We start from the raw sequence: 15224 nt of genomic DNA, 5'->3' as shown, positions 1-15224 counted from the left end.
GGCATTTGACCGGCCGTGGCAACGTCCCATCAAGGTTGACGGAACGTTCGCTTAACCAACCCCCTGTAGACCGGACAGCAGTGGACTAACGTGAGCGCGGAGGCTCCGGAATGAAACATCCTATGCGTATCCTCCAGGGATTGAAGCTGGTCGCGGTGCTTGCCGTCGGGCTGTCGATGGGCGCCTGCGCCAACAAGAACCTTGCTTCGGATGCGATGGCCAACGCCGCGACGCCGGGCAGCCAGCAGGATTTCGTCGTGAACGTGGGCGACCGCGTGTTCTTCGAGAGCGATCAGACCGATCTGACGCCGCAGGCGATCGTCACGCTGGAGAAGCAGGCGCAGTGGCTCCAGAGCTATCCGCGCTACACCTTCACCATCGAAGGTCATGCGGATGAGCGCGGAACCCGCGAATACAACATCGCGCTTGGCGCGCGTCGTGCCCAGTCGGTGCGCTCGTTCCTGGCTTCGCGCGGCATCGACCCGAACCGCATGCGCACCATCTCCTACGGCAAGGAACGGCCGGTCGCCGTCTGTAACGACATCTCCTGCTGGTCGCAGAACCGTCGTGCCGTCACCGTGCTGAACGCTAGCTCCTAAAACGACGCGCTGTTCCGCCAAAGGAAACCTGATCAAGGAAACCTGATTTGCCGGCGCCCCCTCGGGCGCCGGTTTCGTTTCTCGGATCAGGTCTTAGAAAGCCCTTGGTACCAGTCACATTTTTGGCGTACTCCGTCTCCCTATGTCTCGCGCGGCGAATTGTCCGCCGTGCGCCACGTCGCTTTCGTCGTCAGGGCAAGATGTCATCCAGATTCCAGGCTTTTACCGGCACTGTGGCGATCGCCGCGCTGCTTTCGCTGTGCTCGCCCGTCTTCGCGCAGTCGGACGATGCCGACCCGGAGATGCGGATCGAACGGCTTGAGAACCAGCTCCGCCAGCTCACTGGCCAGAACGAAGAGCTGCAATATCGCAACCGCCAGCTCGAGGAGCGCCTCCGGCAGCTCGAGGGGGGCGCGCAAGGGGCGCCCGGACAGGCGCCGGCACAGCCCAATGTCGCGGCAGTGCCAGCAGCGCCGGGCTATCGGCAACAGCAGCAGGCGGTGCAGCAGCCAGCCTATGAGCCGCAGGTCGCGGCGCCCGCGCCGATCGTGCAGGAGCAGCCGGCGCCTGGAGCGCCCGGCACTCGCCGCCGCGGTGATGCGTTTGATCCCAACCAGAATCCGAGTGCACCGGGCGCGCCGCGCGCGCTCGGCGGCGGTCAGATGCCGATGCAGCAGAGCACCCAGGCCGGTGCGCCCGGCGGCCGCGGCGCCGGCGAGCCACTCGATCTCGCCAACACCGGCGGCCGCTATCCGCAAGCGGCCGCGCAGCCCGGCTACCCGGCGGCGCAGCCCGGTTATCCGGCGCCGGCCGCGGGCGGCGGTCCGGCGACCCAGCCGCCATCGCAATCGCCGCGCGACGAGTTCGATCTCGGCATCGGCTACATGCAGCGCAAGGACTATGCGCTGGCCGAGCAGACCATGAAGAGCTTCACGCAGAAATATCCGAGCGATCCCCTGCTCGGCGACGCCCAATACTGGCTCGGCGAGAGCTACTTCCAGCGTCAGCAATATCGTGATGCCGCGGAGGCCTTCCTCGCCGTCACCACGAAGTATGAGAAGTCTGCAAAGGCCCCGGACTCGCTGCTGCGGCTCGGCCAGTCGCTGGCCGCGTTGAAGGAGAAGGAAGCCGCCTGCGCGGCCTTCGGCGAGGTCGGCCGCAAATTCCCGCGCGCCTCCGCCGGCGTCAAGGCTGCCGTCGATCGCGAGCAGAAGCGGGTGAAGTGCTAGCCGCTCTATCTCATTGAGCGCTGACAATGCGGATGACCCTGCGCTAAATAGGCGCGCCATCCTGCGGGCAGCGTCATGTCAGACGACGACAATTCTCCGATTTCGGCGCGCGAGGCGAAGCTGCTCTTCGCCGATCTGAGACGCGCGCCGGCGCTCGTGCTCGCGGTTTCAGGCGGTCCGGATTCGCTCGCGCTGATGTGGCTTGCCGCGCGCTGGCGCAAGAGCCTCACTCGCGGCCCGCAGCTCATCGCCGTCACCATCGATCATGGCCTTCGACCGGAAGCGGCGCGCGAGGCCCGCGACGTCAAGCAGTTGGCGCGCTCGCTCGATCTGCCGCATCGGACGATGCGCTGGACCGGCGCCAAGCCGAAGACCGGTGTGCCCGCCGCTGCGCGTGACGCGCGCTATCGCCTGCTGATGCAGGCCGCGCGTGCGACCGGAGCGACCCATGTGCTCACCGCGCACACCCGAGACGACCAGGCCGAGACTTTGCTGATGCGATTGTTGCGCGGCAGCGGCATCGCCGGCCTGTCCGCGATGGCGCCCATCACGGAGCGGGACGGGATCGCGCTGGCGCGTCCGCTGCTCGACGTGCCGAAGGCGCAGCTCATCGCAACCTTGAAGCGCGCCAATATCGCTTTCGCTGACGATCCGACCAACCGCGACACCGCCTTCACGCGCCCACGGCTGCGGGCGCTTTTGCCGCAGCTTGCCGCCGAGGGCGGCAGCGCGCGCAGCCTGGCCCGGCTCGCCACGCGGCTCTCCCGAGCCAATGCCGCCATCGACGTGCTGGCCGACGGCGCCGAGCGCTTCCTCGCTTTGAGGGATCGCGATCGCCCACTGCCCGATGCGCCTGCGCGAAGCTTCGAGGTCTCGGCCTTCGCTGCATTGCCCGAGGAGGTGCGCCTGCGGCTCCTGATGCGGGCGATCGACGCCGTTGGGCACGAGGGGCCGGCGGAACTGGGCAAGATCGAGGCTCTCTTGGCGGTCCTTGACCGCGGCATCGCCGAGGGCACGGGCCGGCGCAACGTCGGAACCAGTCGGGCGCAGATCAAGCAGACGCTCGCGGGGGCCCTCATCAGCCTGTCCCGGGGGCGCATCCTGATCGCGCCGGCGCCGGCCCGGCGTGTCAGGGGCGGATCATGACACCGGCGCGCTCGGTCCCATCCCTCAGAACACCTTAACCAGCCCGGAAAAACCCAGCCGGACCCGCCATTATTTCAGCGGGAATCGGGCTAAGATGGGATAAATAGTCCCATCTCGTTCCCTTGGCAGCGACCGGGGCGGCACCTAAATTGTATTCGTCTAACCGAGAGGATTCCTTGGGGATTTTCTCTAGCTTGCCCAAGGAATAGGGCCGCGATCCGCGCGACCACGAAGGAAGATCGATGAACGCCAATCTGCGCAATTTCGCCCTCTGGGTCATCATTGTCTTGCTGCTATTGGCGTTGTTCACGCTCTTCCAGAATCCCGGCCAGCGCGCCTCCTCCCAGGATATCGCTTTCTCGCAACTCCTGAGTGAGGTCGATCGGGGCAATGTACGCGACGTCGTCATCCAGGGGCCGGAGATTCACGGGACCTTCACCAACGGCTCGAGCTTCCAGACCTATGCGCCCAACGATCCGACGCTGGTGAAGCGCCTCTATGACAGCAAGGTCCAGATCACGGCGAAGCCGCCGGGCGACAACGTGCCGTGGTTCGTCTCGCTGCTGGTCTCCTGGCTGCCGTTCATCGCGCTGATCGGCGTGTGGATTTTCCTGTCGCGCCAGATGCAGGGCGGCGCCGGCAAGGCGATGGGCTTCGGCAAGTCGCGGGCCAAGATGCTGACCGAGGCGCATGGCCGCGTCACCTTCGAGGACGTCGCCGGCGTCGACGAGGCCAAGCAGGACCTCCAGGAGATCGTCGAATTCCTGCGTGACCCCGGCAAATTCCAGCGGCTCGGCGGCCGCATTCCGCGCGGCGTGCTGCTGGTCGGCCCGCCCGGCACCGGCAAGACGCTGATCGCGCGCGCGGTCGCGGGCGAAGCCAACGTGCCGTTCTTCACCATTTCCGGCTCCGACTTCGTCGAGATGTTCGTCGGCGTCGGCGCCTCGCGCGTGCGCGACATGTTCGAGCAGGCGAAGAAGAACGCGCCCTGCATCATCTTCATCGACGAAATCGACGCCGTCGGCCGTCACCGTGGCGCCGGCCTCGGCGGTGGCAATGACGAGCGCGAGCAGACGCTGAACCAGTTGCTGGTCGAGATGGACGGCTTCGAGGCGAACGAGGGCGTGATCCTGATCGCCGCGACCAACCGTCCCGACGTGCTCGATCCCGCGCTGCTGCGTCCCGGCCGCTTCGACCGTCAGGTCGTGGTGCCCAATCCTGATGTCGTCGGCCGCGAGCAGATTTTGAAGGTTCACGTCCGCAAGGTGCCGCTGGCGCCGGATATCAACCTCAAGACCATCGCGCGCGGCACGCCCGGCTTCTCCGGTGCCGACCTGATGAACCTCGTGAACGAGGCTGCCTTGACCGCGGCCCGCCGCAACAAGCGGATGGTGACCCAGGCCGAGTTCGAGGAAGCCAAGGACAAGGTGATGATGGGCGCCGAGCGCAAGTCGCTCGTCATGACCGAGGAAGAGAAGCTGCTGACGGCCTATCACGAGGGCGGCCACGCCATCGTCGGCCTCAATGTGCCGGCGACTGATCCGATCCACAAGGCGACCATCATTCCGCGCGGCCGCGCACTCGGCATGGTCATGCAGCTCCCCGAACGCGACAAGCTGTCGATGTCGCTGGAGCAGATGACCTCGCGCCTCGCCATCATGATGGGCGGCCGCGTCGCCGAAGAGCTGATCTTCGGCCGCGAGAAGGTGACCTCGGGTGCCGCCTCCGACATCGAGCAGGCCACGCGCCTCGCCCGCATGATGGTGACGCGCTGGGGCCTGTCGGAAGAGCTCGGCACGGTCTCCTACGGCGAGAACCAGGACGAGGTGTTCCTGGGCATGTCGGTGTCGCGGACGCAGAACGCGTCCGAAGCGACGGTCCAGAAGATCGACTCCGAGATCAAGCGCCTCGTCGAGGAAGGCTACAAGGAGGCGACCCGCATTCTCACCGAGAAGCATGCCGACCTCGAGACGCTGGCCAAGGGCCTGCTCGAGTTCGAGACGCTGACGGGAGATGAGATCGTCGATCTCCTCAAGGGCAAGAAGCCGAACCGCGAGTCCGTGCTCGAGCCGAGCACACCGCGCGCTTCGGCCGTGCCGCCGGCCGGCAAGTCGCGCCCGCGGCCCGATCCGGATCCCGGCCTGGAGCCGCAGCCGCAGGCGTAACCGCAAGCGGCAGATCGAATTGAAAAACGCGGCGGCAACGCCGCGTTTTTTGTTGGCAACTCCGCCCCCGTCGTCATTGCGAGCCACCGGGTCCGCGCGAAGCGCGGCCCGATGACAGGCTGCGCGAAGCAATCCAGAATCCCTCTGCGGAAAGACTCTGGATTGTTTCGCTGCGCTCGCAATGACGATGTTGTGCAGCTGTACGCGAAACCCAGGCCGTGTGCTCCGGACGCAGCGCAGCTCCGTAGCGTGGGCAAAGGCGCTCTTGCGCCGTGCCTACCGTCTCTCGGGGATCAGCATGGAAGTGGTGGGCACGCTGACGCTTTGCCCACCCTACGATCCCGACGCTGTAATGATTGGCGTCCCGTCGGCTCTCATGGCATGTTCCCTCAAACAAAGGCGCGGCTTGACCGCACCAGGCAAAGGGGAGGGGGAGGTCGATGCGTTTGGCGACGGCATTGGGTGCGCTTGGCGCCGTTTCATTCCTGATGTTGACCGGGGCCTCCATCGCCGCCGAGATGCGCGGCGTTACCGCCACCGAGATCAGGATCGGCCAGACCATGCCCTATAGCGGGCCGGTGTCGGCGTTCGGTGCGCTTGGCAAGGGCGAGGTCGGCTATTTCAGGATGCTGAACGAGAAAGGCGGCATCAACGGCCGAAAGGTCAATCTGATCTCGCTCGACGATTCCTATGCACCGCCAAAGACGGTGGAGCAGACGCGGCGGCTGGTCGAGAGCGACGAGGTCGCGCTGATCTTCTCCTCCATCGGGACGGCGCACAACACGGCGATCGCAAAATATCTCCAGGGCAAGAACGTCCCGCAGCTCTTCCTGGCGTCGGGCGCCTCGAAGTTCGCCGATATCGCGCAATATCCGCAGGCGACGATGGGTGTGCAGGCGCCGTTCCGCTACGAGGCGCGGCTCTATGCGCGCTATGCGCTGGCCAAGAACCCGACCGCGAAGTTCGCGGTGATCTCGCAGAACGACGATTATGGCCGCGACTACCTCGCAGGCCTGAAGGATGTTCTCGGCGAGAAATACGATGCCGTCGTCACCGGTGCCACCTACGAGGTCCAGGATCCGACCATCGATTCCCAGATCGTGAAGCTGAAGGCATCAGGCGCCGACGTCTTCGTGATCGCGGCGACGCCCAAATTCGCGGCGCAAGCGATCCGAAAATCCTTCGAGATCGGCTGGCGGCCGATGACGTTTCTCTCAAATGTCGCGGTCTGGGTGTCGACCGTGATGGAGCCGGCGGGGCTCGAGGCCGGCGTCGGCATTCTCTCCACCGCCTATGTGAAGGACCCCGACGATCCTGCCTGGAGGGACGACGCGGGTGTGAAGGGCTGGCGGGAGTTCATGACAAAGTATGTGCCCGAAGCCGATCAGCACGACACCAATTATGTCAATTCCTACAACAGCGCGATGGCGCTGGAGGCGGTTCTGAAGGCCTGCGGCGATGATCTGTCGACGGAGAACATCCTGAAGCAGGCGTTCTCGATCCACGATCTCGAGCTGCCGATGCTGCTACCCGGCATCAAGATCAACACTGGCACGACCGATCACGTGCCGGTCGATCAGATGCAGTTCATGCGCTTCAACGGCAAGAGCTGGGAGCGTTTTGGCGAATTGCAGACGGGGAATTGAAGAGCGCCCGTCCGCTCATTTCGATGTCGCGGGCGAAGGCGCGGCGGCCGCGCCTGCCGCGTCGTCCCGCACATGGATCACCGCGATGTCGTCCGCGTAGATCCGCTTCCAGCCCTTGAGCTGGTCGAGGATCTGCGGGCCCGGCGCATCGGCAACGAGCAGCGTCGCGTCGATCTTGTACTCGTCGAGCAGGCGCGGAAGGAGTTCGGGCTTCTTGCCTTCCGTCGCCTTGAAGAAGTCCATCACGAATTTCTCGCCATAGAGCTCGGCGCGGCCGTCGACGAAGACCGGGACGTCGCGCGAGATCAGATAGCCGCCGAACTGGTAGGCGTTGAAGATCCGCTGCGCCTTGCGCTGCTCGAGCAGGTCGACCGCAGCGACCGGCGTCTGGAACATCGTGAACGCGAAGCGGTGATGTCCCATATAGATCGCCGTCGAGGTCCAGCTGGCTGCCAGGATCATCAGCGCGCCTGTTACGGTGACGTAGCGGGCCGGCCAGATTTCGTCATTGCCCGAGTCCGATGCGGAGCGCGGCGACAATTGCCCAAGCGGCTTTGCCAGCACCAGCGGCACCAGGAACGCAAATGCCTCGATGCTCCTGACATGCGTCAGCGCACTCCAGGTCAGGAACAGGATCAGGAAAATCCGCGGCGCCGAGAGCGCGATGCCGCGATAGAAGCCGATGGCGATGAGGCCAAGCAGCGCGCCTTCGAACGCCGAGAACGAGGCGAAATTCGCTGGCATCCACTCGAAGATGACCGTCAGCAGTTCGCCGAGGTTGAGGATGTTGGTCGCGCCCCATAGCGTCCTCCAGCCATAAGGCGTGGCGCAGCTTGCGACCAGCGCGGCGATGCCGAACAGCATCCAGCGCAGGAATAGCTGAATCCGTCGTCCTTTTTCGGCATGCTCGACCGCCTCGAGCGCGATCGGACCGATCAACGCCAGACCCAGAACGAAGCCGCCATGCAGGTTCGCCCACAATGCCATCAACGGCAGCCAGAGCCATGACGGTGCGCTCCTGCGATCGGCGGCCGCCATCAACACGCCGGCCCACAGCACCATGACGGGCAGCGCCAGGATGTGCGGACGAGCGAGCAGGTGATGCAGTGACAAAAGCAGCGCCAGCATCGCAAACAGCACCGAGCGCGGAAGTTCGAGATGGGCGTCGAGCAGATAGACGAAGATTGCGACAGTGAGCGCGATCGCAACCGTGGTGAGGATCACCGGTCCCGCCCAGCCCCATTGTCCATAGGAGCTCGCGAACAGCACTTGCGACAGCCATGAGGTGGATATCCAGGGCTGGCCTGGCCGCGTGAAGGAGTAGATGTCCGTATAGGGCAGCGCGCGATGATCGAGGATCCATTGCCCGATCTTGATCTGCCAGAACGAGTCGGAATCCTGGAGCAGCGTGTCGCCGACAAAGAGGAAGCAGAGATAGGCGCCCGCGCCGACGCAGAGCGGCACCAGAACTCGCGCGCGGCTCTGCATCGTAACGCTTGTGGTGAAGGAAAGGGACATTCCCGTATCGTTGCCCTGATTGCTCCGGTCCATCAGCTCTGGCGCCGGTAGTGGATCATGGTGGTCATAATTTCCGGTCAGTCGGCACCCGCCCTCGCTATCCTTAGCGAGTAGCCGGAGGGGCGGGCGCCTCAAGAACTACAGGCGCCGGGCGAGTTGCCGGCTCATTTGGGCTTTCGAGAGCGGCGGCTGCACCGGCTTGCGGACGATTTTCGCGGATGTGCACGGCGAAGCGATCATCGGTGTAGATCCGCTTCCAGCCGGGAATGTGGTCCAGAATCTGAGGAGCGGGAAAATCGGCAAAGAACAACGTTGCTTCGATCTTGTATTCGTCGAGCAATGCAAGCAGGTCTTTGACGTTGCGCCCTTCAATGACCTTGGCATACCTCATGACGAACTTTTCGCCGTAGAGCTCGGCGCGACCATCCATGAACGGCCGCATTCCCTGGCTAATAAGATAGCCTCCGAATTCTGGCTGGTTGAAGATTCGCGACACATGCTGCTGCTGCAGAACCTCAACTGCGGCTGCGGGGGTGTGCGCCTGTCCGAACGTGAAGGAATGACGCGCGAGATAGGATACGGTCGATGTCGAGCCAGCGGCGACAATCGTCAGAACCGCCAGCATCGTAATGTAGGGCGAAGAACGTTCTTGATTCTGCCGGATGGCGGCGTTTCCTGCGAGAACTGACTGCTCAACGAACGGCTTCGCCAGAACGAGCGGTGCCAGGAATGCAAACACTTCGATATGTCTGTTGTGGGTCAATGCCATCCAGATCAGGCCCAACAAGAGCATGATGCGGGGCGGCGACAGGACCAGTCCCCTGTAGAACGCCATTCCGATCAGGAACAGCAGTGCACCTTCGAAGAAGCTGAATGAGCTGAAGTCGGCGGACTTCCACTCTGAAATGTTCGAGAGAAGTTCACCGAGACCGAGGATCTTGAACGCGCCAAGTGGTGAATGCCAACCATAGGGCGTGGCGCAGGTCGCTGCGACCGCGGCTATTCCGAACAGCGCCCAGCGTATTGCCAATTTGAGCCGTTGCTCGGACTTTGCGGCCCAGAGCGCTTCCAGGCCGATAGGGCCGATCAACACCAGCCCGAGAACAAAACCTCCGTGAATGCTGACCCAGAGAGGCACCAGCGGCAGCAACAGCCATGACGGCGCGCTGCGACGGTCGGCAGCGGCCATCAACCCGCCGACAAATGCGACCATTATCGGCATCGCAAGCACGTGCGGGCGTGCGATGAGGTGGTGCATCGACATCGCCAGGGCGAGCATCGCGATTGCGACGGCGCGGACCTGCCCAAGATGCGCGGTGAGCAGGTAAACGGAGATCGCCACCGTCGCAGCAATCGCCAGCGAGGCGAGGATGACCGGTCCACCCCAGCCGAGGGACGAATACGCTGCGGCGTAGAGCACCTCCGAAAGCCAGGCAGATGATGTCCAGGGTTCACCCAGCCGCGTGAACGAGTAAACATCCGAATACGGCAGCGCGCGATTGTCGATGATCCACTGTCCGATCTTGATGTGCCAATACGTATCGGAATCCTGCAGCAGGTAATCGCCGATTGCGAAGAAGAACAGGTAAGTGCAGGCGCCGAGGCAGATCGGCAGCAGCATCCTGTTGCGGCTTTGGCTTTCGACGCCAATGGCAGTTGAAATGGACACCACGCCTCCGTTCGATGCAGCACTTACGGCTGTCGGTGCCCGTTAGATCACGCCAGATATAAATTCAGGTAAATCGACGGCGCTCGCTCGTTTCCGGACGATTTAACCGGTTGTTTTCAATTTCGGTTTACCATCACGGAATACACGCAAACCGCTGCATGTTTCCGCGGACGAATTAACTGCGGTGCAATTCTTTGTCGCTACGGTCGGTTCCATGGTCGCGCGGCGCTGGGAAGCCGGTCAGACCAGACTAGTTGTAGCCTTGTGTACTCTTTGGAGCAGTCTATGAAAAACCTCGTTGCGCGCTTCGTGAAGGATGAATCCGGCGCCACCGCTATTGAATACGGTCTGATCGCCGCCGGCATCGCGCTGGCCATCATCACCGTGGTCAATAACCTCGGCACCTCGCTGAACTCCAAGTTCGGCTCGATCTCGTCCAGCCTGAAGTAAGTTTGGACGATCGACGTGAATTCGAAGAGCCCCGGGATTCCGGGGCTCTTTCATTTCAGCCGCTGCGCGCGACGAGTTGAGGGGAATGCAGCATGGCCGAACTCGCTTTGAGTCCGCCGTCAGGCCTGCGGCCAGGCTCGGTCCCGTCCGTGCTGTTCAACGTCTGCCTCGTGCTGCTTGTTCTCACGCTGCTGCATTTCCCGCTCGCCTATATCTCGCACTCCTGGATCTACGACGCGAACGGGTTGGGTAACCCCACCGACTTCGTGAACGTGTGGGCCGCCGGCAGGCTGGCGCTCGACGGCAACGCGATACAGGCGTGGGACTGGCAGGTGCAGAAGCAGGTCGAGGTCGCCGTGCTCGGGCAGGATTTCTCCGGCTATTTCGCGTGGCATTATCCGCCGCCGTTCCTGTTCGTCGCCGCCTTCCTCGCGCAATTTCCTTATGCCGTGGCTTTCGCGGGCTGGGCCTTCGCCAGCATGCTGCCCTATGTCGCGCTGATGCGCGCGATCGTCGGGCGCAGCTTCGGTGTCATGCTTGCGATTGCGTTTCCCGCGACCTTCGACAATCTTGCGATCGGGCAGAACGGCTTTCTGACTGCCAGCCTGATCGGCGGCACGCTGTATCTGTTGCCGCGTCATCAGGTGCTTGCTGGAATTTGTCTGGGCCTTCTCACCTACAAGCCGCAATACGGCCTGTTGTTTCCGCTTGTCCTTGTCGCGAGCGGAGAATGGAAAGTCTTCGTCTCGGCGGCTATTACCGCGGTGTGCGTTGTGCTGACGTCGATGCTCGTGTTTGGCGTCGAGAGTTGGGTCGCATTCTTGCATTGGATGCCAATGATCTCAAAGGCGGTTCTCTCTGAGGGGGCGGAATCCTGGCTGAGGCTTCAGAGCGTGTTCGCGATGGTGCGCTGTCTTGGCGGTAGCGAGACGCTCGGTTGGGCATTGCAGGCGGTGGTGGCTTCTGCCGTCGCGATCGGGCTCGTGCTGATGTGGCGCAGCAAGGTGCCTTACGCGCTGAAGGCGGCTGCGCTTGCGACCGGCACGCTGCTGTGCTCGCCCTACACGTACATGTATGATTTCGCGGTGCTGGCCATTCCTGTCGCCTGGCTTGTGCGTGCCGGATATGATGATGGCTTCCGTGCTTACGAGCCCTGTGCGCTCGGCTTCATGCTTGCGCTGCTTGCGAGCTTCCCGTTTCTGAAAATCCCCGTCGGGCTTGCGGCGACGCTGATCGTTGCCGCGCTCATCGTCGCCCGTGCGGTCGCCGATTGGCGTGAGCTGCCGGCGTCCCCGGCGGGCCTCGCCTCGTCCACTGCCGCGTCTTGAGCTGGCAGATCAACTTCGCACATTTGAGGTCTTGTCATCCGCTCTGAATAGTTGTTCAGTTCTTGCGGGCGATTTGCAGCGAAAACAGTGAAGAATCGTTCGGCCGAAACGCGCGGCCAGGCGCGTGGGGACAGGAAGCGCGCCATGGTTTACCGGCGGACCCATCAAGTGGTGAAACGCCTAGCTGCCCGGCGCAGCGCCATTCTGGCGGCGGCACGGGAGGCGGCAGCGGAAGGCGGCATGGTGGCGGTGCAGATCGCCCCGGTCGCGATCAGGGCCAACGTCGCGGCGGGAACGGTCTACCGCTATTTCCCTTCGAAAGCCGATCTGATCTCCGAGCTGATTGCCGAAGTGTCGCGCGACGAACTCGCCGCGATTCGCCGGGCGGCCGACGCCGCGCCCGGTCCGTCCTCGGCACTGGCGGCGGCCGTTACCACGGTTGCGGTGCACACGCTTTCCCAACGCAAGCTCGCCTGGGGCATTCTGGCCGAGCCCGTCGACGTCGATGTCAGTGCCTCCAGGCTTGCGAGCCGGCGCGAAATCGCGGGCGAAATCGCCTCCCGGATCGACGCTGCCGTGCGTGCCGGCCACCTGCCGGCGCAGGATACTGCCCTGGCGGCAACGGCGCTGCTCGGGGCGCTGCACGAGGCGCTGGTCGGGCCGCTCGCGCCCGACAATCTGGAGGATCCGGTCAAGCTGCGCGATGCCGTACAGACGGTCACGCTGCTGGCGCTGCGTGCCGTTGGCGTGATGGATGCCCGCGCCCGTGGCCTCGTGGTGCAGCAGACGGTGTTGCCGGCGAAGGCATTGGTGGGGGCTTAAGGCCCCTCACATATTCGCGTCGCCCTCGGGGCCGACGGAGGCGATCCGCACCATGTTGGTGGTGCCGGGGATGCCGAGCGGCACGCCCGCGACGATGATCACGCGCTGGCCGGCGCGGACAAAGCCATCGCGAAACGCGATCTGGCCGGCGCGGTTGACCATGTCGTCCTGGTCGCGCGCGTCTTCCGCCACCACGCAATGCACGCCCCAGACCACCGCGAGCTTGCGTCCCGTCGTCATGTTCGGCGTGATCGCGACGATCGGCGCCTTTGGACGTTCGCGCGCCACGCGGATCGCGGTCGAGCCGGAGCTGGTCCAGCAGATCAGTGCCGGCAGGTCGAGCGTATCGGCCATCACGCGCGCGGCGTCCGCGATCGCATCGCCCACTGTCGCTTCCGGATCCGGCCGCTGGGCCATGATCACGGACCGATAGGTCGGGTCGCGTTCGACCTCCTCGCCGATGCGGTTCATGGTCGAGACCGCTTCGACCGGAAACTTGCCGGCAGCCGATTCGGCCGACAGCATGATGGCGTCGGCGCCTTCATAGACGGCGGTCGCGACGTCGGAGACCTCGGCGCGGGTCGGCACCGGCGCCTGGATCATCGATTCCAGCATCTGGGTCGCAATCACCACCGGCTTGCCGGCGCGGCGCGCCATCCGCGTCATCTGCTTCTGAAGGCTCGGCACGCGCTCCAGCGGCAGCTCGACGCCGAGATCGCCGCGCGCCACCATCAACGCATCGGAGGCCTCGATGATGTCGGCGAGGCGGTCGATCGCCTGCGGCTTCTCGATCTTGGCCATCACGGCGGCACGGCCGCGGATCATCTTCTTGGCCTCGATGACGTCGTCGGCACGCTGCACGAAGGACAGCGCGATCCAGTCGATGCCGGTCACCAGCGCCGCCTCGAGATCGGCGCGGTCCTTCGGCGTCATCGCCGAGACCGGCAGGTCGGTATCGGGCAGGCTGACGCCCTTGCGGTCCGACATCTTGCCGCCGACCACGACGCGCGTCACCGCGTGCTCTTTCGTGGTTTGCTCCGCGATCAGCCGCACCTTGCCGTCATCGAGCAGGAGCGCATGGCCGGGCCGGAGCGCAGCCAGGATCTCCGGATGCGGAAGGTGGACGCGGGTCGTGTCGCCCGGCGCCTTGTCGGAGTCCAGCGTGAAGGTCTGGCCGTTCTGGAGCTGCACGGCCCCTTCGGCGAACGAGCCGAGCCGGAGCTTCGGTCCCTGGAGGTCGACCAGGATGCCGATCGGCCGCCCATAGCTGGACTCGACATTGCGGATCGTCGCCACCAGCTCCCGCATCTTGTCATGCGGGGTGTGGCTCATATTGATGCGAAAGATGTCGGCACCGGCCTCGAACAGGCGGCGGATCGTCGCGAGGTCCGAAGAGGCAGGTCCCAGGGTCGCGAGAATCTTGATACGGCGAAGTCGCCTCATGGCTTATTTCCAGGCGGGGGCGGGGGTGCTGGCGCGAGGCCAGGCGAGCCCGGGGGCGTAGCACCCGGCGGGCTATTGGGCAAACCCGGAACGCCGCCACCCGGGCCAACCGGTCCCGGCAGGCCAGGTACCCGCTGCTGCGAAGGCTGTTCGTTGGCGTCGGTCAGTTGCACCGTCCAGGCGCGCTGCTCGCCGGTGTCGACCTCGAAATAGCCAGTTCGGTCGTAGCCGCGGGCGAGGCAGTCCTCGGTGCCGCGGATGGTGAACTCCTTGTCCCGCGAGCACATGAACGCTTGGCCCGACCATTCACCGCCGCGGTCGTAATCAATCGCGTAGATGTAATAGTAGCGGGCGACCAGCGTGCCCCGCAGCAGCGTCTCGCAGGAGCGGGACGAGATGTTCCACCAGCCTTCCGTGGTCCACCCCTCTGCGTCCTTGTAGCCGAGCGCGATCCCGACCCGGCTCGAGGTGTTGTTGCAGAGGCGGAAGTCGGCCGAGGCGGGGCTCGCCGACAGGCACAGCAACGCAATCGCCAGCGCCGGGGCGAGGCGGACGAGCCATGTGGAGAGGCGCTGGAAGGCGGGAGATTCGGCGATCATTGTCGCGGGAAGCTATATCAGATCATTGACGATTTGGCGTAGAGCGCGGGAACTGCCCAACGACCGTCCAAGGGTCCCGTTTGCACCGGGATATGGCAAAATCTGTGACAAAGGCCTACCTAGTCCCGTAACGGTCAGTCCGGACAGCGAGGTCATCGTCATGACAATCGACGACAAAACCAGAACAGAGCTCGAAGCGGCGGCCTTTCGGCGCCTGGTCGAGCATCTGAAGGCGCGGACCGACGTCCAGAACATCGATCTGATGAATCTCGCCGGCTTCTGCCGCAATTGCCTGTCGAATTGGCTCAAGGACGCCGCCGACGCCCAGGGGGTGGCTCTCAGCAAGGACGAGAGCCGCGAAGCAGTCTACGGCATGCCCTATGAGACCTGGAAGGCGAAGTACCAGGGCACGGCCACGCCTGAGCAGCTCGAGGCCATGAAGAAGGTCCATCCCGGGCATTGAGCCCCGCTTCGAGGGGTAGAGTCGTTCGCAGCACAACCGGTTTTTGGCTCGCCGCGACACGAAGATGTGGGTGCGCTGTGGACGAGCGCGATGCTGCCTTGACGTAACGGCTGGCAAACCTAAGGGTCAAACCAGCACGCGCGGTGC

At 64.2% G+C, this 15224-nt stretch carries 13 protein-coding genes; 9 read left to right on the top strand and 4 right to left on the bottom strand.

Features of this window, described 5'->3' with window-relative positions:
• The first annotated feature begins 110 nt into the window (after positions 1 to 110).
• From pal to SO140_RS07185, 5 genes are all read left to right on the top strand, one after another.
• On the top strand, positions 111 to 599 hold the full coding sequence (gene pal / locus SO140_RS07205; RefSeq protein ID WP_449376879.1) for a peptidoglycan-associated lipoprotein Pal: 489 nt from the start codon (positions 111 to 113) through the stop codon (positions 597 to 599).
• Between the two features lie 200 nt (positions 600 to 799).
• On the top strand, positions 800 to 1828 hold the full coding sequence (ybgF, locus tag SO140_RS07200; protein WP_449376878.1) for a tol-pal system protein YbgF: 1029 nt from the start codon (positions 800 to 802) through the stop codon (positions 1826 to 1828).
• A 75-nt stretch (positions 1829 to 1903) separates the two neighbouring features.
• The gene (tilS, locus tag SO140_RS07195) at positions 1904 to 2974 is read left to right on the top strand and encodes a tRNA lysidine(34) synthetase TilS (RefSeq protein WP_498542396.1); all 1071 of its coding nucleotides are present in this window, start codon (positions 1904 to 1906) and stop codon (positions 2972 to 2974) included.
• A gap of 242 nt (positions 2975 to 3216) precedes the next feature.
• Positions 3217 to 5139, top strand: a complete 1923-nt coding sequence (gene ftsH / locus SO140_RS07190) for an ATP-dependent zinc metalloprotease FtsH (protein WP_284268825.1) — start codon at positions 3217 to 3219, stop codon at positions 5137 to 5139.
• Between the two features lie 440 nt (positions 5140 to 5579).
• Entirely contained in the window at positions 5580 to 6785 is a 1206-nt protein-coding gene (locus SO140_RS07185) for an ABC transporter substrate-binding protein (protein ID WP_449376876.1), read from the top strand.
• Between the two features lie 15 nt (positions 6786 to 6800).
• Here SO140_RS07185 and SO140_RS07180 read toward each other — a convergent pair whose 3' ends face one another.
• Both SO140_RS07180 and SO140_RS07175 read right to left on the bottom strand, forming a co-directional pair.
• The gene (locus tag SO140_RS07180; RefSeq protein WP_449376875.1) at positions 6801 to 8303 is read right to left on the bottom strand and encodes a hypothetical protein; all 1503 of its coding nucleotides are present in this window, start codon (positions 8301 to 8303) and stop codon (positions 6801 to 6803) included.
• Positions 8304 to 8406: 103 nt separating this feature from the next.
• Positions 8407 to 9924 carry a hypothetical protein gene (locus SO140_RS07175; protein WP_449376874.1) on the bottom strand — a complete coding sequence of 506 codons (1518 nt, stop codon included), beginning with the start codon at positions 9922 to 9924 and terminating at the stop codon, positions 8407 to 8409.
• 333 nt (positions 9925 to 10257) lie between these two features.
• On the opposite strand from SO140_RS07175, the gene SO140_RS07170 reads away from it, so the two are divergent.
• The 3 genes from SO140_RS07170 to SO140_RS07160 all read left to right on the top strand — a co-directional run bounded on the left by SO140_RS07170 (position 10258) and on the right by SO140_RS07160 (position 12572).
• A complete protein-coding gene (locus tag SO140_RS07170; RefSeq protein WP_027521915.1) occupies positions 10258 to 10422 on the top strand; it encodes a Flp family type IVb pilin in 165 nt (54 codons plus the stop codon).
• A 92-nt stretch (positions 10423 to 10514) separates the two neighbouring features.
• Complete coding sequence (locus SO140_RS07165; protein WP_449376873.1) at positions 10515 to 11750, top strand: glycosyltransferase family 87 protein; 1236 nt, start codon at positions 10515 to 10517, stop codon at positions 11748 to 11750.
• Positions 11751 to 11894: 144 nt separating this feature from the next.
• Complete coding sequence (locus SO140_RS07160) at positions 11895 to 12572, top strand: TetR/AcrR family transcriptional regulator (RefSeq protein WP_027521917.1); 678 nt, start codon at positions 11895 to 11897, stop codon at positions 12570 to 12572.
• 6 nt (positions 12573 to 12578) lie between these two features.
• Here the strand turns inward: SO140_RS07160 and pyk are convergent, their stop codons facing one another.
• Positions 12579 to 14015, bottom strand: coding sequence for a pyruvate kinase (gene pyk / locus SO140_RS07155; protein WP_449376872.1), 1437 nt, complete (start codon positions 14013 to 14015; stop codon positions 12579 to 12581).
• Complete coding sequence (locus tag SO140_RS07150; RefSeq protein WP_449376871.1) at positions 14012 to 14614, bottom strand: DUF1036 domain-containing protein; 603 nt, start codon at positions 14612 to 14614, stop codon at positions 14012 to 14014. The genes pyk and SO140_RS07150 overlap by 4 nt, the downstream gene beginning before the upstream one ends.
• 160 nt (positions 14615 to 14774) lie before the next feature.
• Here SO140_RS07150 and SO140_RS07145 point away from each other — a divergent pair, with 160 nt between their 5' ends.
• Positions 14775 to 15077: a DUF1244 domain-containing protein gene (locus SO140_RS07145; protein ID WP_449376870.1), complete on the top strand. Its 303-nt coding sequence runs from the start codon at positions 14775 to 14777 to the stop codon at positions 15075 to 15077.
• Positions 15078 to 15224 lie beyond the last annotated feature (147 nt).

Source organism: Bradyrhizobium sp. UFLA05-108 (genome assembly GCF_059803455.1).
This window is presented reverse-complemented; position numbering and strand designations above follow the sequence as displayed.